Source organism: Amycolatopsis sp. NPDC051061 (assembly GCF_040682935.1).
Classification (GTDB): Bacteria; Actinomycetota; Actinomycetes; order Mycobacteriales; family Pseudonocardiaceae; genus Amycolatopsis.
This window is the reverse complement of the sequence record NZ_JBFBBZ010000012.1, coordinates 106088-122409: the sequence shown is the minus strand read 5'-3', so window position 1 is coordinate 122409 and position 16322 is coordinate 106088. Positions and strand designations below refer to the sequence as shown.

Sequence of the window (16322 nt, the reverse complement as noted above, 5' to 3'; positions counted from 1 at the left end):
TGGGTGCACTCGGTGCGGCATATGGTCAAAGCATGGCCGTCTTCTACAGCTTCCACTACGAGCGCGATGTCACGCGCGTTCAGTTGGTCCGCAACATGGGTGTGCTCGACGGACAACCCCTGCTGAAGGCGCAGGAGTGGGAACAGGTCCTCGCCTCGGGCGACGCGGCCGTCGAGAAGTGGATCGACGATGAGATGTCCTACAAGCGGGCGGTCGTGGTGCTCGTCGGCGCCGAGACCGCTGACCGCCCGTGGGTCCAGTACGAAATCGAGAAGGCGTGGGCGGACCGGAAGCCGCTCGTCGGAATCCGGGTCCACGGACTCGCGAACTTGCAAGGGCAGACCGATCGGTCCGGGCCCAACCCGTTCTCCAAGATCCAAGCCGATTCGTGGTCCAAGCTCGACAGCCGCGTGCACCTGCACGATCCGGCCGGGGCCACCAGCTCGGCTGTCTACCGGTCCATCCAGGCCAACCTCGAGACCTGGGTCGACAACGCGGTCCGCAGGCGCTGAAAGGCCGCCACCGGAGTGATCCGGTGGCGGCCTTCACGTCACATCAGCGGACCGCGTCCAGGGCGTTGACCAGGCCGTGGCCGTAGTACGAGTTGTTCCTCGCCGGCCCCGAGCACGTCGCCTCGGCGGCCGGGCACGAAACCGGGTCCGCCTCGCCCGTCAACACGCGAGCCAGCAGCGAAGGCGGCAACCCACGGAACCGCGAAGCCAGCAGAGCAGCGACCCCAGCCGCGTGCGGCGAAGCCATCGACGTCCCGCACTTCGAGCCGTAGAGCCCGCCGAACACCGTCGTCGACAGCGGGCACGACGGCCCCTCACCCGAAGGCGGCAACTGCGAGAAGTCCCCGCCTGGCGCCGTCACGTCGATCGACCCGTAGTTGCTGAACGACGACTTCGTGCCCGCGTACCCCACCGACGACACCGTCACCACTCCGTCGATCGCCTTCGGCAGGATGCCGCACGACGAGTCCACCGGGTGCGGACGGTTCGGGTCCGTCGTCTGGTCGGTCGTGTCGAAGCCCGAGTTACCCGCCGCCGACACGTTCAAGACCCCGTGGTGCGTCGAGAACTCGATCGCCCGACGCACAGCCTCGTAAGCCGCCGCGTCGCCCGGTTCGCGAGAGCAGAAGAACATGCCCGGGTCGATGTAGTAGCTGTTGTTCGTCACCGGGAAGCCGTGCTTGGCCGCCCACACGAATCCGCAGACCGCCGACTCCGGGAAGATGTAGCCGTCGTCGTTGACGACCTTCACCGAGGCCAGACGCACTCCCGGCGCGATGCCCGTGAAGCCCGCCGCCGGGTCCTTGCCCGCGATCGTGCCCGCCACGTGCGTTCCGTGGTCGGACGTCGTCGGCGCCCATGACGCCGGGGCCGAATCGGGCGCCCCCGTGATGCAGCCGGCCGAAGCGGAAGGCGACACGGCCGCGCGCAGGGCCGGGTGCGTCGCGTCGATGCCCGAGTCGAGCACACCCACGGTCACCGAGGAACTGCCCTGGTACTTCTTGTTCGCCTCGGGCGCGTGGATCGCCTTCATGTCCCACTGCTGCGCCGACAGGTCACCCGCCGCCGCGACCGACCGCGTGTCCTCCAGCGTCCGCACCGCACCCAGCGAAGAGCGGGCCGCACCAGCGGAAGAAGCCACGTCCTTGCCGCCCGAATACGCCCGGTAGACGCCGATCTTCTGCTGGAAGTCCGCGTTGCGCGAGCTGGCGATCGCGACGCCGATCTCGCCGTAGTACGCCACCTTCGTGCCGCACTTGGCCGCCAGCTCCTTGTCGACCGCCGACGCGCGCGTGCCCGGCTGGTAGGTCACCACGTAGGTGTACGGCGTGCTCGTCGTGTCACAGGCGACCGGCGCGGCTTCCGCGGCCGGCGCCGCGGCGAACAGGCCACCCCCGACGGCCAGCACGAGCGGGGCCGCCATTCGGCGTAAACGGGACATTCCACCTCCAGAGTCAGTGGCGTCAACCTAAACCGGCCCCGGAGAGCGCGCCACCGACCAAAGTCAGGTGGCGACCCGGGAACGCACCCCGCGCCAGCCCAGCACGCCGATGATCGTGCCCAGCACGAACGACACGACCGTCAGCACCGCGTGCACCACGAAGTACGCGGTCGGCGAGCCGTCGGGCGTCCAGGACTGGTCGCTCGCCCAGAGGTTCTTGGCGAAGGTGATCCAGATGATCCACGACCACACGCCGAAGGCCAGCAGGAACAGCGAGGTCCGTCGGGAAATGCGCATGCCCCTGAGTATGCGACGCGCGCCTCGGCGCTAGATTGCGTGGGTGCACTCCGCTGTCTTCCGGTCGCTCAAGGTCTTCACGACGACGCTCGCCGCCGCCCTCCTGGCCCTGAGCACCCCGGTCCTCGCGGCCGCGGCGCCGCAGCAGGGCCAGTGCGCGAACCGCCAGGCCCCGCCGGCCCCCGTCGACACGTCGGAGAAGCCGGCGCCCGGCAAGCAGGCCCCGCCCGCGCTGGCCGTGCCCGCCGTCCCGGTCGGCGGCCCGCGGATGGCCGAGTGCGGCCTGGTCACCCCGGACGGCGCGCTCAACCCGCCGGGCGGCAACACCGCGGCGTCGTGGGTGGTGCAGGACCTCGACACCGGCGCGGTCGTCGCGGCGAAGGACCCGCACGCCCGGGAGCGGCCGGCGTCGCTGATCAAGACGCTGCTCGCGCTCGCCGTCGTCACCCAGCTGAACCCGCAGCAGGTGATCGTCGCGACGAAGGAGGACGCCGAGCAGGAGTGCACCTGCGTCGGCCTCGTCGCCGGTGGTCAGTACACCGTCGACCAGCTGCTGCACGGCCTGCTGATGCACTCGGGCAACGACGTCGCGCACGCGTTCGCCACGGCGCTCGGCGGCGTCGACGCCGCGGTGGCCAAGATGAACGCGCTGGCGGCCCGCATCGGCGCGCACGACACACGCGCCGCGACGCCGTCCGGGCTCGACGGGCCGGGCATGTCGACCTCGGCCTACGACCTGAGCCTGATCTTCCACTACGCGATGAAGCAGCCGGAGTTCGCGAAGGTCGTCTCGACGAGAAACTTCGAGATCCCGCCGACCGGCGGCAAGCCGGCCATCCCGATCTACAACGACAACAAGCTGCTCGGCGTCTACCCCGGCTTCCTCGGCGGCAAGACCGGCTTCACCGACGACGCCCGCCACACCTACGTCGGCGCGGCGCAGCAGAAGGGCAAGCGGCTCGCGGTCGTCATGCTGCGCGCCGAGCAGAAGCCGACGAAGGTCGTCGACCAGGCCGCGAAGCTGCTCGACTACGGCTTCGCGCTGGAGGCCGACCGCGCCGTGCCGGTCGGCCAGATCAGCTACCAGGCCCCGGTGGCCACGCCCGAGAGCGGCGAACCGTCCGTGCTCGCCGACGGCGGCACCGGCAACAGCGGGACGTCCTCGGCCGCGTCGGCCGCCAAGGAGGACCCGTTCGGGGTCACCGGCTGGATCATCACGCTGGTGGTGTTCCTCATCATCGTCGGCGCGTTCGTGGTCGGGCACCAGCGCAAGAAGGCCGCGGGCTAGCGGAACCCGGGGCCGGGCTCCGGGGTCACCCGGCCGGTGGCGATCGCGCCACCGCAGTGTCCACACGCGACGTACGTTTCGGTGATCTCGCCGCAGTCCGTGTGCCGCAGCAGGATCGGTGGCCCCTCCGGGCCGGCGAGGTGCTTGTCACCCCATTGCATGAGCGTGACGACGGCACCGAACAGGTCCCGTCCGGCCTGGGTCAGCACGTACTCCGGCACCGGGTCGACACGTTCGAGCACACCCGCGTCGACGAGCGTCTTCAGCCGCGCGGACAAGGTCGGGCGCGGGATCGACAGGTTCCGTGCGAACTCGCCGTAGCGCCGCACGCCGAAGAACGACTCGCGCAGGATGAGCAGGCTCCACCGCTCGCCGACCAGGTCGAGCGCCCGGCCGACCGAGTCGTTCGTGAAGCGGTGCGACAGGTCGGTCACAGCGCCAGCACCAGCTTGCCGGTGTTCTCCCCGCGGAACAGCTTGAGCAGCGTCTCCGGGAACTTCGCGATCCCGCCTTCGACGACGTCTTCGCGCGGCTTCAGCTTGCCTTCGCCCAGCCAGCCGGCCAACGCGGCGATCGCCTCCGGGTAACGCTCGGCGTAGTCGGAGAAGACGAACCCGGTCATCGACGCGCGCCGCACCAGCAGCTGCATGTAGTTGGCCGGGCCACGCGGGCCTTCGGTGCTGTTGTACTGCGAAACCGCGCCGCTGAGCACGATCCGGGCGCCGCGCGCGAGCCGGGCCAGCGCCGCTTCGAGGACGTCGCCGCCGACGTTGTCGAAGAAGACGTCGATCCCGTCGGGCGCGTGTTCCTTGAGGTCGGCGCGGACGTTCCCGGCGCGGTGGTCGACGGCGGCGTCGAAGCCGTACTCCTCGACGAGCGTCCGGCACTTCTCCGGGCCGCCGGCGATGCCGACGACTCGGCAGCCGTGGATCTTGGCCAGCTGGCCCACCACGATGCCGACCGACCCGGCCGCGGCCGACACCACGACGGTCTGGCCCGGCTCGGGCCTGCCGACGTCGAACAGCCCGAAGTACGCGGTGATCCCGCTGATCCCGAGCGTGCCGAGGAACGTCGGCGCCGGGGCGAGCGACGTGTCGACGATCGTGACGCCCTCGCCGTCCGAGACGGCGAAGTTCTGGACGCCGAAGGTGCCGAACACGCTCTGCCCGGCCCGAAAGCCCGGGTGGCGTGACTCGACGACCTCGGCGATCCCCGCCGCGCGCATGACTTCGCCGATTTCGACCGGCGGAACGTACGACCGGCCGGCGTTCATCCACGTGCGCATCGCCGGGTCCAGCGAGAGGTATCGGACCTCGACCAGGAACTCGCCTTCCCCCGGCAACGGAACGGCTTCCTCGGTGTATCGCCAGTCGGTGTCCTTCGGCAGCCCGGCGGCCGGGCGGGCGGCGAGGTGGTACTGGGCGTTGATGGGCACGGGACTCCTCAGAGCTGTTCGGTGCGGGCGGGGACGCCCAGCAGCAGCTTGCCGGACAGCTCGAAGCTCGCCGGGTTGACCTGGAAGTGGGCGGTCGCCGTGTGGGCGTCGCGGAACCGGCGTTGCAACGGCGACGTCTCGTAGATCGCCGCGCCGCCGCCCAGGTCGTACATGCTTTCGGCGACCTTCGCGGCGGTGCGCGTGACGTGCGTGGCCGCGAGCCGGAGGCCGAGTTTCAGCTGGTCCGGCACCGGTTCGGTGCCCTGCGCGGCCTGCCAGGCGTCGTCGATGCTCGTGTAGTAGAGCAGCCGCGCCGCGCGCAGGGCGGCTTCGGCCTCCGCGACGGCGGCCTGGGTCTGCGACCGTTCGGCCAGCGACCGGCTGGAGCCGAGGGGCTTGCGCGTCGAGGCGAGCTCGACGAGGTCGTCGATCGCACCGCGCGCGTTGCCCAGCGCGGCCGCCGCGACCGACAGCGCGAAGTAGCCGAAGAGCGGGAAGCGGTGCAGCGCGACCGCTTCGGCGGGCGGACCGCCCATCACCGAGAAGACGCGGTGCTCGGGGACGAACAGCTCGTCGGCCACGCAATCGTGGCTGCCGGTGCCCCGCAGGCCGTTCGTGTGCCAGGTGTCGAGGACTTCGATCTCGGCCTTCGGCAACGCGGCGACGTACAGCTCGCGTTCGTGCACGAATCCGGCGAAAAGCCAGTCGCAGTGCGGGATGCCGCTGCAGAACGCCCAGCGGCCGGAGACGACGTAACCGCCATCTGCTTTCTTCCCGACCCCGCGTGGCGCCCAGACGCCCGCGGCGACCGTCTTCGGGTTGCCGAAGACCTCCTCGGCGCACTTCGGCGGGGCGTAGGCCGAGAGCAGGCTGCTCGTCACGGCGATCGAGACGCACCAGCCGGCCGAAGCGTCCCCGCGCGCGACCGTCTCCGCCGTTTCGAGGCTGAGCGCCGGCGGCGCTTCGGGACCGCCGAGGTAGCCGGGGACGCCGCTGCGCAGGAGCTGGGCGTCGGTCAGCTTCGCGACCAGCTCGGCGGGCAGGGCGCGCTGCCGTTCGGTGACCGGCGCGAGCGTCTTGGCGAGCGCGGCGCATTCGCGGGCGGCGTCCAGCATGAAACCTCCGGTTCAGAATTCTTACCGGTTCAGTTTCTTTACCGCAGACGCCGCTGTCAAGGCTTGCGGCGGCCACCCAACCACGCGAGCAGCGCGCCGGCGCTGAACGCCCCTGCGACGGCCCCGAGGCCCGGCCCGCGCTGGACCGTGACGGCCTGTTCGAGCCGCACCGGCGGCGGGGGCTGGACGACTACGTGCTGGTTCTCCTTCGCCGTCGCCGTCCACGCCGTGATGAGCAGGAGGAAGCGCGAGACGAGGTTCGCGAACACGAGTAGGCCGATGACCGGCCCGAACAGCGCGGCCGACGGCGACTTCGTGACGCTGGCCAGGTAGATCGAGCCGACCTGCTGCAGGATGACGAACCCGACGGCGGCGACCACGGCCCCCTTGACGGCACTGCGCAGCGCGACCTGCTCCCGTGGCAATCGCGCGATCACCCAGAGGAAGACGAGGGTGTTGGCGATCAGGCCGAGCACGATCGTCGCCACCCGCAGCAGGTAGATCGCCCAGGTCTGGTCGGCGAGCCCGACGAGTTCCAGCAGGAACTGCCCGACCCCACCGCCGACCGCGGTCAACGCGAAGGAGACGATGAGCGCGACCCCGAGACCGACGAGCGCGACGAGGTCCTTGAGCGTCTGCTTGACGATCGGCTGCGACTGCTTCTCCTGGCCCCACTGCGCGGTGAGCGCGTCCCGGAGGTTCGACATCCAGCCGATGCCGGAGTAGAGCGCGATGAGCAGACCGAAGATCCCGATCCCGCCACCGGAGTCCAGCGCGCCCTTGACGATGCCGTTGACGAGCTCTTTGAGGCCTTCCGGCACGGAGTCGTTGATGCCACCGGTGATCTTGTCGATGATCGTCTGGTCGTGGTTGACGACCAGCCCGACCACGGCGAAGGCGACCATGAACAGCGGGAAGACGGACAGCACGCTGAAGTAGGTGATGGCGGCGGCGTAGTGGTTGCCGTACCGCTCGCTGAAGGCGTCGTTGGCCCGGATCAGGTGATCGAGCCACGGGTACTTCCGCCGCAGCCGCGGCAGGAGCTTTTCCTTCGTTTCTTCGTTCGCCACTGTGAAACGCTAACCACGCCCGGTGACTCCCGCAACGCGAGCGGCTCACGTGAGGGAGGCGAGGTGGGGCGGCGGAGCGCTTCGCGCACTTTTGCTTCGCGCACTTTTGCGGATGGCTCAGCGGTCCCCGGGCGGCCTTCCGGCTATCCACAGTCCTCGACAGTTGTGGACAAGTCACTCGGGCGGCGCCGCAAAAGTCCGAATCGTCGGTGGGCGCCGATAGACTGGACTCGGGGACGCCCCCCTGGGAGGGCGGGGGCTGCTTTCCGGTCGGCGGCCCCGGGGCACGCGTCAGCGGACGGGCGACAGGAACCCGATCCGCTGGTACGTCTTGGCCAGCGTCTTCGACGCCACGTCGCGAGCGCGCTCCGCGCCCGCGGCGAGGATCTTGTCGAGCTCCGTGACATCGTCCAGGTAGGACTTGACGCGCTCCTGGATCGGGGTCACCCACTCCACGAACACCTCGCCGAGGTCCTTCTTCAGGTCCCCGTAGCCCTTGCCGTCGTACGCCGCTTCCAGGTCCGCGATCGACCGGTCGGTCAGCGCCGAGTAGATCGTCAGCAGGTTCGAGACGCCCGCCTTGTTCTCGGCGTCGAACTTGACCTCGCGGCCGGTGTCGGTGACCGCCGAACGGATCTTCTTCGCCGAGCGCTTCGGGTCTTCGAGGAGCTCGATGAGGCCGTTCGCGGTGGCCGCCGACTTGCTCATCTTGCTCGTCGGGTCCTGGAGGTCGTAGATCTTCGCCGTGTCCTTGATGATGTACGGCTCGGGCACGACGAACGTCTTGCCCAGCCGGTTGTTGAAGCGCTGCGCGAGGTCGCGCGTCAGCTCCAGGTGCTGACGCTGGTCCTCGCCGACCGGGACCGCGTCGGCCTGGTAGAGCAGGATGTCCGCGGCCTGCAGGATCGGATAGGTGAACAGGCCGACGCTGGAGCGGTCGGAGCCCTGCTTCGCGGACTTGTCCTTGAACTGCGTCATCCGGCCGGCCTCGCCGAACCCGGTCTGGCACTCCATGACCCAGCTCAGCTGGGCGTGCTCCGGGACGTGGCTCTGCACGAACAGGGCGCTGCGCTGCGGGTCGATGCCGATGGCGAGCAGCTGGGCGGCCGAGATCCGGGTGCGCTGCCGCAGCACCTTCGGGTCCTGCTCGACGGTGATGGCGTGCAGGTCGACCACGCTGTAGAACGGCTCGTGCGTGTCCTGCAGCCGCACCCACTGGCGCAGCGCGCCGAGGTAGTTGCCGAGGTGGAACGAATCGGCGGTGGGCTGGATCCCGGACAGGACCCGCGGACGGCGTTCAGCGGCGACGGTCTGCTCTTCGGACACGTGAGGATTCTTCCAGGCCGGGACGCACGGCGGGTGCCGAGGGGGCCCAAGCTGGGGATTCTTCCAAGCCGCGCCGCGCGGCGGGCACCGAGCCGAAGTTCTCAAGGGGCGATTCGCGTGCCTGGACGGTCGGCTCGCGTGCCTGGAGGGTCGGCTCACGTGCCTGGACAGTCGGCTCACGTGCCTGGACAGTCGGCTCACGGCCTGGACAGTCGGCTCGCGTGCCTGGAGGGTCGGCTCACGGGTCTGGAGGGTCGACTCGCGTGATTGGCGGGTCGACACGGTGTGGCCCCCGAGCGCGGCGGCGTGGGCGGCGGGCGACGCGCGGGTCAGGCGTGCGGGCGCTGCGTCAGGAACGGGCGGGTCGGCGTGGCGTCGGGCTCGCCGAGGACGGTCACGGCCATGGCCGTGACCGGGCCAGGAGCTTCCGGGACCGCCGGGGCGGCCTCCGCGACGCGGGCCTTCCGGCGCTGGCGCAGCACCCCCAGCGTCATGCCGACGATGCCGAGCGCGACCGCGACCAGCCCGACCGGGCCGAGCACGCCGAAGCTCTCCGTGCTCGAGTCCGCCTGCGCGGTGACGACGTCGGCGAACGCGTTCCCGCCGCCGGCCACGAGCAGCGCGGCCGGGACGAGTGCGACCACCGCGGCCGCGCGGAGCCCGCGCAGCGTGGATCGCATCAGGCTTCGACCTGGGTTGCGCACCGGAGTGCCTCCCGCGAGTGACGAGCGAAACGCTCACCCATTCGAGTGAGTCGCTGCATGCTGCTGATCAAAAAACTACCGAGCGTGTCAAGACCTGTCGGTACCGATCGACTCGGGGGCCGAGAGTAGCGCCCAACCGGGAACACGATCCGGGCACCCCCACGGTTCACTCTGATCACCCAAGTGGGTGTTGCGGAAGGCGGAACGCTAATACTGAGAGTAGAGGGTGACCGATCCGTGTCCGGCTGGTCATCACCCGTTCATCGCAAGAACGGCACACCCTGTGCCATTCGTCGCAGTTACCACTGCTCCGATCGCGTCGTCTTAGTCGGAAAACTTTTCACTCGATCGGGATTGGTCTATACCTCTTGGAGTAGCCCATTCGGCTCGGTCGGACCGCGCACGACCGGCGTGATCAAGAGGAGTCCCGAATGTCGATTACCCGATTCTTGAAGCGCACCGGAGTGGCGGTGAGCGCGCTCGCCGCGGCGGCCGCCGCCGTCGTGCTCCCGGCCACCACCGCGTCCGCCGCGGCGGACGCCTCGTTCGTCGTCAGCGAGGCCCAGTTCAACCAGATCTTCCCGAACCGCAACAGCTTCTACACCTACAGCGGCCTGACCGACGCGCTGTCGGCCTATCCCGGCTTCGCCAACACCGGCGACGACACGGTGAAGAAGCAGGAAGCGGCGGCGTTCCTGGCGAACGTCAACCACGAGACCGGTGGCCTCGTCTACGTCGTCGAGCAGAACACCGCGAACTACCCGCACTACTGCGACGCCAGCCAGCCCTACGGCTGCCCCGCCGGCCAGGCCGCGTACTACGGCCGCGGCCCGATCCAGCTGAGCTGGAACTTCAACTACAAGGCCGCCGGCGACGCGCTGGGCATCGACCTGCTCGGCAACCCGTACCAGGTCGAGCAGAACGCGGCCGTCGCGTGGAAGACCGGACTCTGGTACTGGAACACCCAGACCGGGCCGGGCACGATGACGCCCCACGACGCGATGGTCAACCAGCGCGGCTTCGGCGAGACCATCCGCAGCATCAACGGCTCCATCGAGTGCAACGGCGGCAACCCGGCGCAGGTGCAGAGCCGGATCGACAAGTACACGCAGATCACCGGGATCCTCGGGGTTCCGACGGGCAGCAACCTGTCCTGCTGAGCCGGGCGCGGCGAGAAGGGCCTTCCCGGCGATCCGCCGGGGAGGCCCTTTTCGTGGTCAGGCTTGGGGATCCAGGTTGTCCAGAAGCTTGCGCAGGACGTCGTCGAGCAGGCCCAGCTCCTTTCCGGACAGCCCGGACAGCAGCTCGGAGACGTTCGCGGTGTGCTCGGTCATCGCGGCGTCGACAGCGTCGAAACCCTTGTCCGTCAAGCGGATGCGGAAGCTGCGGCGGTCGTTCGGATCCAGCGCGCGCTCGACGAACCCCGCCTTCTCGAGCCGGTCGAGGCGGCTCGTCATGCCGGCGCGGGACATCATCAGCGTCGCGGACAGCTCGGACGGGATCAGCGTGTAGGGCGGGCCGGACCGGCGCAGCGCCGCCAGGACGTCGAACTCCCCGCGTTGCAGGCCGAACTTGCCGAACACGCGCTCCTGCGCCGGGCCGAGCACGAGCGCCAGCCGGCCCATCCGGCCGGCGACGCCGATGGCGGTCAGGTCGAGGTCGGGGCGTTCCCGGTGCCAGGCCGACACGACGGCGTCGACGGCGTCTTCGTCACTCACGCCGCCCACTCTATTCGACGCCAGCACTATTCGCCGCCTGATAGTTTGACAGCGAACTATCAGACGTGGAACCATCGCTGGCATGACGACATTGCTGGTACGCCACGACGAAGCCGAGCAGCTCGGCTCGACCCCCGACACGATGACCCTGCTCGCGGACGTCTCCCAGACCGGCGGGCACCTGAGCACGAACCGCGCGTCCCTGGGCCGCGGGCACGACGGCGCGACGCCGCATTTCCACACCTCGTCGGCGGAGATGTTCTTCATGCTGGACGGGGAGCTGGAGATCCTTCAGGGCCACGAGGTGGTGACCGTGCGGACGGGCGACATGCTGTTCGTGCCGCCGCACACGACACACGCTTTCGGCGCGACTTCGCGGTCCGCCGCGGACGTGCTGATCGTGTTCACGCCCGGCGTCGAGCGGTTCGAGTACTTCCGGATGATCGACCGGATCCGGCGGGGCGAGGCGTCGCCGGCGGAGATCCTGGCGTCGCAGGACCGGTTCGACAACCACTTCGTGGACAGCGCGACCTGGCGCGCCGCCCGCGCGGCCTAGATGTCGTAGGTGGCGGTGACCGGCGCGTGGTCGGACCAGCGCTGGTCGTAGGCGGCGGCGCGTTCGACGACGACGTCGACGACCTTCTCGGCGAGGCCGGGGGTCGCGAGCTGGCAGTCGATGCGCCAGCCGGAGTCGTTGTCGAAGGCCTGGCCGCGGTAGGACCACCAGGTGTAGGGGCCGGGGCCTTCGGGGTCGAGGCGGCGCTGGACGTCGGTGTAGCCGGCCTCGGTGTGGACGCGGCCGAGCCAGGCGCGTTCCTCGGGGAGGAAGCCGGAGTTCTTGCGGTTGCCGCGCCAGTTCTTGAGGTCGACCGTGTCGTAGGCGATGTTCCAGTCCCCCACGACGACGACCTCGCGCCCGGCCGCGGCGGCCTTGGCCCGGAGCTCGACGAGGTAGGGCAGGAACGCGGCCATGAAGCGTTCCTTTTCGTCCTGGCGTTCGGTGCCGACGTCCCCGCTGGGGAGGTAGAGACTCGCGACCACGACGTTCGGCAGGTGGACCTCGAGGTAGCGGCCGCTGTCTTCGAACTCGGGTTCCCCGAAGCCGATCCGGATCTCTTCGGGCTCGATGCGGCTGTAGACGGCAACGCCGTTGCGCCCCTTGACGGCGGAGGGGGCGTGCACCGAGAACCAGCCTTCGGGCTCGACGACCGCCGCGGGGAGCTGCTCCGCCGTGGCACGCACTTCTTGGCACGCGACGACGTCCGCCTTCGTGGCGGCGAGCCACTCGACGAAGCCCTTCTTGGCGGCGGCGCGGAGGCCGTTGACGTTCACGGTGGAGACGGTCAGCACGCACCGCACGCTACCGGCCGCGCGCCTCCGAGCCGGTGGCCGGTCTGCCAGACTGCCGGGCATGGGTGAGGTGACGGTTCTCGGCAGCTGCGGCGCGTTCCCCGAGCCCGGGCGGGCGTGCGCGGGGTTCCTGTTGTCGCACAACGGGTTCCGCGTCGTCCTCGACCTCGGGTACGGCGCGGCGTCGCGCCTGTTCGCGCACGGGCTGCCCGACGCCGTGGTGGTGACGCACGAGCACCCCGACCACTGCGCGGACGTGAGCGCGCTCGGACGGGCCTGGTACTACACGGCTTCGTCCGGTGGCCGGCTGCCACTGCATTGCACGCCCGGCACGCTCCGGCGCCTGGAGGCGATGGAGCCGCGGCCGCACCCGACGGAGCTGTTCGAGGTGCACGACCTCGGCTCACCGGCCGACGTCGGACCGTTCCGCCTCACGACGTATCCGCTGCCGCACTACCTGCCGAACTTCGGCGTGCGGCTGACGGCGCCCGGGCTGACGGTGGCGTACACCGGCGACACGGGACCATCCCCGGCGTTGGCGGACCTCGGGCGCGACGCGGACCTGTTCATCTGCGACGCGACCCTGCGCACGCCACCGCCGGAGGGCGAGGCCCGGTTCTTGATGACCGCGGCAGAGGCGGGTCACTGGGCCGAGCAGGCGGGAGCGCGCCGGCTCATGTTGACCCACTTCTGGCCGGGCACCGACCGCGCGGCGGCGGCCGCCGAGGCACGCGCGGAGTTCGGCGGCGAAGTGGTGGTCGCGGAGGAGGACCTCACGGTCTCACTCTGACGCCTCGACGGGTCCGGAAGAATCTCGCCTTCGCGCTCCGACCCCGTCCGAGCGCGTCCCCTGGTTTGTTCCTCCGGCACTCGCCGATGCGCCCCACGCCCGCGGAACTCCCCCTGGAGACCCCGCGGACAACCGCCTCAAGCCCGAGCCGCATTCAGTTGTCGCCCGTCCCCGGGACGTCGCCTCCCTTCCGTTCACCTGCGGTTTTCGACTACCCAAGTTCTATCAGCGACCACCGACAAAAACGGCGCCTCGACTCCCGAAGCCGTGGTCGTCTTCGCCGTGCTCCGGCCGTTCGGCTTCGACCACGTCCAGGCCGTCCACGCCACCCGGTGCATCCGCGGCGTTCGGCGTCGTCACCCTCGCGGCCGACCTGCTCGGCGTCTGAGAAGCGTCCGAGGACTCAGCAGGCGGACCCGGCGACCGGCTCGGTGAACGCGGCGGCGACCCACTTGTCGTCGGCCACCTTCCGGAAGCCGTTCTGCACGCCCGGCACCGCGTCGAACGACGCGTCGCGCAGGTACTTGCCGACGATCTTCGCGTTGCCGTCGGCCGTCTCGCGGGCGTTGAGGACGTCCGCGGTCACGGTCACCTTGCAGCCGGTGGCCGAAGCTCCCGAAGCCTGCTTGTCCGTGTTCATCACGTAGACGACGATGACCAGGACGATGGCGCCCAAGATGAGCAGAGTCTTCTTCGACATGCCTTCCTCCAACCGCGTGCCCCGTCCCCCGCCAAGGGTAGGCAATCCTTTACCCGGACCGACAGCGCCGGACGCCGCAACCACCTGGACGCGCCATCGCCGTCACTCCCCGTGAACGCAAAAAAAACCCCTTCCCGGCGTCCGGGAAGGGGTTTCCGCCGAAACAACTCAGCCCTGGGCGATCTTCTTCGCCAGGTTGTCGTCCAGCGTCGCGAGGAACTCCTCGGTCGTCTGGAACGGCTGGTCCTTGCTGATGAGCAGCGCCAGGTCCTTCGTCATTTGACCGCTCTCGACGGTCTCGACGACGACCTCTTCGAGCTTGTTCGCGAAGCCGATGAGCTCCTGGTTGCCGTCCAGCTTGCCGCGGTGCTCGAGACCCCGGGTCCACGCGTAGATCGACGCGATCGGGTTCGTCGAGGTCGGCTTGCCCTGCTGGTGCTGGCGGTAGTGCCGGGTGACCGTGCCGTGCGCGGCCTCGGCCTCGACGGTCCGGCCGTCCGGCGTGCGCAGCACCGAAGTCATCAGGCCGAGCGAGCCGAAGCCCTGCGCGACCGTGTCGGACTGGACGTCACCGTCGTAGTTCTTGCACGCCCAGACGTAGCCGCCCTCCCACTTCATCGCCGCCGCGACCATGTCGTCGATCAGGCGGTGCTCGTAGGAGATGCCCTTGGCGTCGAATTCGGCCTTGAACTCGGCCTGGAAGATCTCCTCGAACACGTCCTTGAACTGGCCGTCGTAGGCCTTGAGGATGGTGTTCTTGGTGGAGAGGTAGACCGGCAGGCCGCGGTCGAGGCCGTACTGGAGCGAGGCGCGCGCGAAGTCCTCGATGGACTTCTTGAAGTTGTACATCCCCATGGCGACGCCGCCGCCCTCGGGGAACTTCGCGACCTCGAACTCCATCGGCTCGGAGCCGTCGTCCGGGGTGTAGCTGATGGTCAGCGTGCCCGGGCCGGGGACCTTGAAGTTGGTCGCCTTGTACTGGTCGCCGTGGGCGTGGCGGCCGATGATGATCGGCTTCGTCCACGTCGGCACCAGCCGCGGGATGTTCTGGATGACGATCGGCTCGCGGAAGATCACGCCGCCGAGGATGTTGCGGATCGTCCCGTTCGGGGACAGCCACATCTTCTTGAGGCCGAACTCTTCGACGCGCGCCTCGTCCGGGGTGATCGTGGCGCACTTGACGCCGACGCCGTGCTTCTTGATCGCGTGCGCGGAGTCGACCGTGACCTGGTCGTCGGTGCGGTCCCGCTCCTCGATGCCCAGGTCGTAGTAGTCCAGGTTCACGTCCAGGTACGGGTGGATCAGCTTGTCCTTGATGAACTGCCAGATAATGCGGGTCATCTCATCGCCGTCGAGTTCGACGACGGTGCCCTGGACCTTGATCTTGGCCATGAGCAGCGGTGCTCCTTCCGCGGATCTTCGCGTGTTTCGATACGTCTCGCCGGTAGCGGTACAAGCGTACTGCTTGATGGGGCCGACTGGGTCAGGCAGTGGCCGGTATCAAGTCTCCACCCGCGGAATGTGGTCCGGCTCACTGGGCGCGACCTGCCGGTGACCCGATCCGACCGCTCGCCGAGCGATCGTCGCGCCGACGGGTGAACCAGGGCACGATGCCATCCGTGAACTCATCATGCGGGAGGTGACGGCCATGTCGACCCATCGGTACGCCGAGTACGAAGACGACTACGAGGACTACGAAGACCCCGAAAACACCGCTGACGTGCTCGACGAGCGGCCGCGCCGCGGCGTCGCCCACCTGGTCAGCGCGCTGGGCGGGCTGCTGCTCACGCCGGTCGCGCTGGGCCTGCTCAGCTGGGGCGGGCTGCGCCAGCAGCAGCTGATCCAGGCGACGCTGAGCACCAACCGCGACCCGCTGGGCATCGCGCTGCTGGCCGGCGGGGCGATCCTGCTGCTCGTCGTCGCGGCGCTCGGCGCGCTGTCGGCGGTCGGGCCGATCCTGGGCGGGCTGATCTACGGCGTGCTGCCCGGCGTCGCGGCGATGGCCGTGCCCGACTGGGGCTTCCGGCTGGTGAACATGATGCCGAAGAGCGACATCGCGTACGGCGTCATGGACTTCCTTTTCATCGGCGGCCTGCTCGGCGTGGGCTTCCTGCTGGTCGGCAGCGGGCTGGCCAACGCGCTGGTGCGGCGGCGCCGGGAGGCCTGAACCGTGCCGGTGGGATCATCGGCCGATGGGTTTGTTCACCGTCGCGGAGGCGTGCGACGAACTGACGCGGCTGCGGCCGGTCCTCGACGAACTGGTGCGCGTCCGGGCCGACGCGGCCGAGCTCGCGGCGTCGCTGCGTCCCGGCGGGCGGGCCACCGAGTTGGGCGGCCTGCCCGAGTGGAAGGCCGCGCAGGCCCGGCTCGACGACCTGATGACGCAGGTCCAGCGCACCGGCGCCGAGCTCAAGGGGTTCGCGCCGCTGCTGGTCGACTTCCCGGCCGAGCTGGACGGCGTCGACGTGCTGCTGTGCTGGCTCGAGGGTGATCGCGAGCTGGGCTGGTACCACCGCACCGACCTGGGTTTCACCGGGCGCCGGCCGCTGAAAATCGCTGGTCGGCCGGACTAGGTT

The 16322-nt window shown here is 69.6% G+C and carries 19 protein-coding genes; 7 read left to right on the top strand and 12 right to left on the bottom strand.

What is annotated here, in order from left to right:
* The first annotated feature begins 32 nt into the window (after nt 1-32).
* Entirely contained in the window at nt 33-512 is a 480-nt protein-coding gene (locus AB0N03_RS18420) for a TIR domain-containing protein (RefSeq protein ID WP_364372644.1), read from the top strand.
* A gap of 43 nt (nt 513-555) precedes the next feature.
* On the opposite strand, the gene AB0N03_RS18415 is transcribed toward AB0N03_RS18420, so the two are convergent.
* Nucleotides 556-1953, bottom strand: a complete 1398-nt coding sequence (locus AB0N03_RS18415) for a S8 family serine peptidase (RefSeq protein WP_364372641.1) — start codon at nt 1951-1953, stop codon at nt 556-558.
* Nucleotides 1954-2016: 63 nt separating this feature from the next.
* Entirely contained in the window at nt 2017-2250 is a 234-nt protein-coding gene (locus AB0N03_RS18410; protein ID WP_364372638.1) for a hypothetical protein, read from the bottom strand.
* Between the two features lie 43 nt (nt 2251-2293).
* Between AB0N03_RS18410 and AB0N03_RS18405 the strand changes: the two genes are divergently transcribed.
* Entirely contained in the window at nt 2294-3538 is a 1245-nt protein-coding gene (locus AB0N03_RS18405; protein WP_364372636.1) for a D-alanyl-D-alanine carboxypeptidase family protein, read from the top strand.
* Here the strand turns inward: AB0N03_RS18405 and AB0N03_RS18400 are convergent.
* The 6 genes from AB0N03_RS18400 to AB0N03_RS18375 form a co-directional block, all read right to left on the bottom strand.
* A complete protein-coding gene (locus AB0N03_RS18400) occupies nt 3535-3972 on the bottom strand; it encodes a helix-turn-helix domain-containing protein (protein ID WP_364372633.1) in 438 nt (145 codons plus the stop codon). The two genes, AB0N03_RS18405 and AB0N03_RS18400, sit on opposite strands and share 4 nt — an antisense overlap.
* Nucleotides 3969-4973, bottom strand: coding sequence for an NADP-dependent oxidoreductase (locus tag AB0N03_RS18395; protein WP_364372630.1), 1005 nt, complete (start codon nt 4971-4973; stop codon nt 3969-3971). Before AB0N03_RS18395 ends, AB0N03_RS18400 begins: the two co-directional genes overlap by 4 nt.
* A gap of 8 nt (nt 4974-4981) precedes the next feature.
* Nucleotides 4982-6088: an acyl-CoA dehydrogenase family protein gene (locus AB0N03_RS18390; protein WP_364372627.1), complete on the bottom strand. Its 1107-nt coding sequence runs from the start codon at nt 6086-6088 to the stop codon at nt 4982-4984.
* Nucleotides 6089-6144: 56 nt separating this feature from the next.
* Complete coding sequence (gene yhjD, locus AB0N03_RS18385) at nt 6145-7158, bottom strand: inner membrane protein YhjD (RefSeq protein ID WP_364372624.1); 1014 nt, start codon at nt 7156-7158, stop codon at nt 6145-6147.
* Between the two features lie 291 nt (nt 7159-7449).
* Nucleotides 7450-8484 (bottom strand): tryptophan--tRNA ligase, encoded by a 1035-nt coding sequence (gene trpS, locus AB0N03_RS18380; RefSeq protein ID WP_364372621.1) that lies wholly within the window; start codon nt 8482-8484, stop codon nt 7450-7452.
* Nucleotides 8485-8813: 329 nt separating this feature from the next.
* Nucleotides 8814-9164, bottom strand: a complete 351-nt coding sequence (locus AB0N03_RS18375) for a hypothetical protein (RefSeq protein ID WP_364372618.1) — start codon at nt 9162-9164, stop codon at nt 8814-8816.
* Between the two features lie 455 nt (nt 9165-9619).
* Here AB0N03_RS18375 and AB0N03_RS18370 point away from each other — a divergent pair, with 455 nt between their 5' ends.
* Nucleotides 9620-10348, top strand: coding sequence for a chitinase (locus tag AB0N03_RS18370; RefSeq protein WP_364372615.1), 729 nt, complete (start codon nt 9620-9622; stop codon nt 10346-10348).
* Nucleotides 10349-10405: 57 nt separating this feature from the next.
* Here AB0N03_RS18370 and AB0N03_RS18365 read toward each other — a convergent pair whose 3' ends face one another.
* A complete protein-coding gene (locus AB0N03_RS18365; protein ID WP_364372612.1) occupies nt 10406-10906 on the bottom strand; it encodes a MarR family transcriptional regulator in 501 nt (166 codons plus the stop codon).
* A gap of 82 nt (nt 10907-10988) precedes the next feature.
* Here AB0N03_RS18365 and AB0N03_RS18360 point away from each other — a divergent pair, with 82 nt between their 5' ends.
* Nucleotides 10989-11462: a cupin domain-containing protein gene (locus AB0N03_RS18360; RefSeq protein WP_364372609.1), complete on the top strand. Its 474-nt coding sequence runs from the start codon at nt 10989-10991 to the stop codon at nt 11460-11462.
* Here AB0N03_RS18360 and AB0N03_RS18355 read toward each other — a convergent pair.
* Nucleotides 11459-12265: an exodeoxyribonuclease III gene (locus AB0N03_RS18355; RefSeq protein ID WP_364372606.1), complete on the bottom strand. Its 807-nt coding sequence runs from the start codon at nt 12263-12265 to the stop codon at nt 11459-11461. The two genes, AB0N03_RS18360 and AB0N03_RS18355, sit on opposite strands and share 4 nt — an antisense overlap.
* A 52-nt stretch (nt 12266-12317) precedes the next feature.
* Here AB0N03_RS18355 and AB0N03_RS18350 point away from each other — a divergent pair, with 52 nt between their 5' ends.
* Nucleotides 12318-13046 carry an MBL fold metallo-hydrolase gene (locus AB0N03_RS18350; protein ID WP_364372603.1) on the top strand — a complete coding sequence of 243 codons (729 nt, stop codon included), beginning with the start codon at nt 12318-12320 and terminating at the stop codon, nt 13044-13046.
* Between the two features lie 403 nt (nt 13047-13449).
* Here the strand turns inward: AB0N03_RS18350 and AB0N03_RS18345 are convergent, their stop codons facing one another.
* Complete coding sequence (locus tag AB0N03_RS18345; RefSeq protein ID WP_364372600.1) at nt 13450-13746, bottom strand: SH3 domain-containing protein; 297 nt, start codon at nt 13744-13746, stop codon at nt 13450-13452.
* Nucleotides 13747-13914: 168 nt separating this feature from the next.
* Nucleotides 13915-15138: an NADP-dependent isocitrate dehydrogenase gene (locus AB0N03_RS18340; RefSeq protein WP_364372598.1), complete on the bottom strand. Its 1224-nt coding sequence runs from the start codon at nt 15136-15138 to the stop codon at nt 13915-13917.
* Nucleotides 15139-15394: 256 nt separating this feature from the next.
* Here AB0N03_RS18340 and AB0N03_RS18335 point away from each other — a divergent pair, with 256 nt between their 5' ends.
* Entirely contained in the window at nt 15395-15913 is a 519-nt protein-coding gene (locus AB0N03_RS18335; protein WP_364372597.1) for a hypothetical protein, read from the top strand.
* 25 nt (nt 15914-15938) lie between these two features.
* Entirely contained in the window at nt 15939-16319 is a 381-nt protein-coding gene (locus tag AB0N03_RS18330) for a DUF2203 domain-containing protein (protein WP_364372595.1), read from the top strand.
* Nucleotides 16320-16322: the final 3 nt, after the last annotated feature.

Coding starts and splice junctions, on each gene's coding strand:
- AB0N03_RS18335 (WP_364372597.1), top strand. CDS start 15,395: ATGTCGACCCATCGGTACGCCGAGTACGAAGACGACTACGAGGACTAC.
- AB0N03_RS18410 (WP_364372638.1), bottom strand. CDS start 2,250: ATGCGCATTTCCCGACGGACCTCGCTGTTCCTGCTGGCCTTCGGCGTG.
- AB0N03_RS18415 (WP_364372641.1), bottom strand. CDS start 1,953: ATGTCCCGTTTACGCCGAATGGCGGCCCCGCTCGTGCTGGCCGTCGGG.
- AB0N03_RS18420 (WP_364372644.1), top strand. CDS start 33: ATGGCCGTCTTCTACAGCTTCCACTACGAGCGCGATGTCACGCGCGTT.
- AB0N03_RS18360 (WP_364372609.1), top strand. CDS start 10,989: ATGACGACATTGCTGGTACGCCACGACGAAGCCGAGCAGCTCGGCTCG.
- AB0N03_RS18330 (WP_364372595.1), top strand. CDS start 15,939: ATGGGTTTGTTCACCGTCGCGGAGGCGTGCGACGAACTGACGCGGCTG.
- AB0N03_RS18390 (WP_364372627.1), bottom strand. CDS start 6,088: ATGCTGGACGCCGCCCGCGAATGCGCCGCGCTCGCCAAGACGCTCGCG.
- AB0N03_RS18345 (WP_364372600.1), bottom strand. CDS start 13,746: ATGTCGAAGAAGACTCTGCTCATCTTGGGCGCCATCGTCCTGGTCATC.
- AB0N03_RS18375 (WP_364372618.1), bottom strand. CDS start 9,164: ATGCGATCCACGCTGCGCGGGCTCCGCGCGGCCGCGGTGGTCGCACTC.
- AB0N03_RS18350 (WP_364372603.1), top strand. CDS start 12,318: ATGGGTGAGGTGACGGTTCTCGGCAGCTGCGGCGCGTTCCCCGAGCCC.
- AB0N03_RS18370 (WP_364372615.1), top strand. CDS start 9,620: ATGTCGATTACCCGATTCTTGAAGCGCACCGGAGTGGCGGTGAGCGCG.
- AB0N03_RS18340 (WP_364372598.1), bottom strand. CDS start 15,138: ATGGCCAAGATCAAGGTCCAGGGCACCGTCGTCGAACTCGACGGCGAT.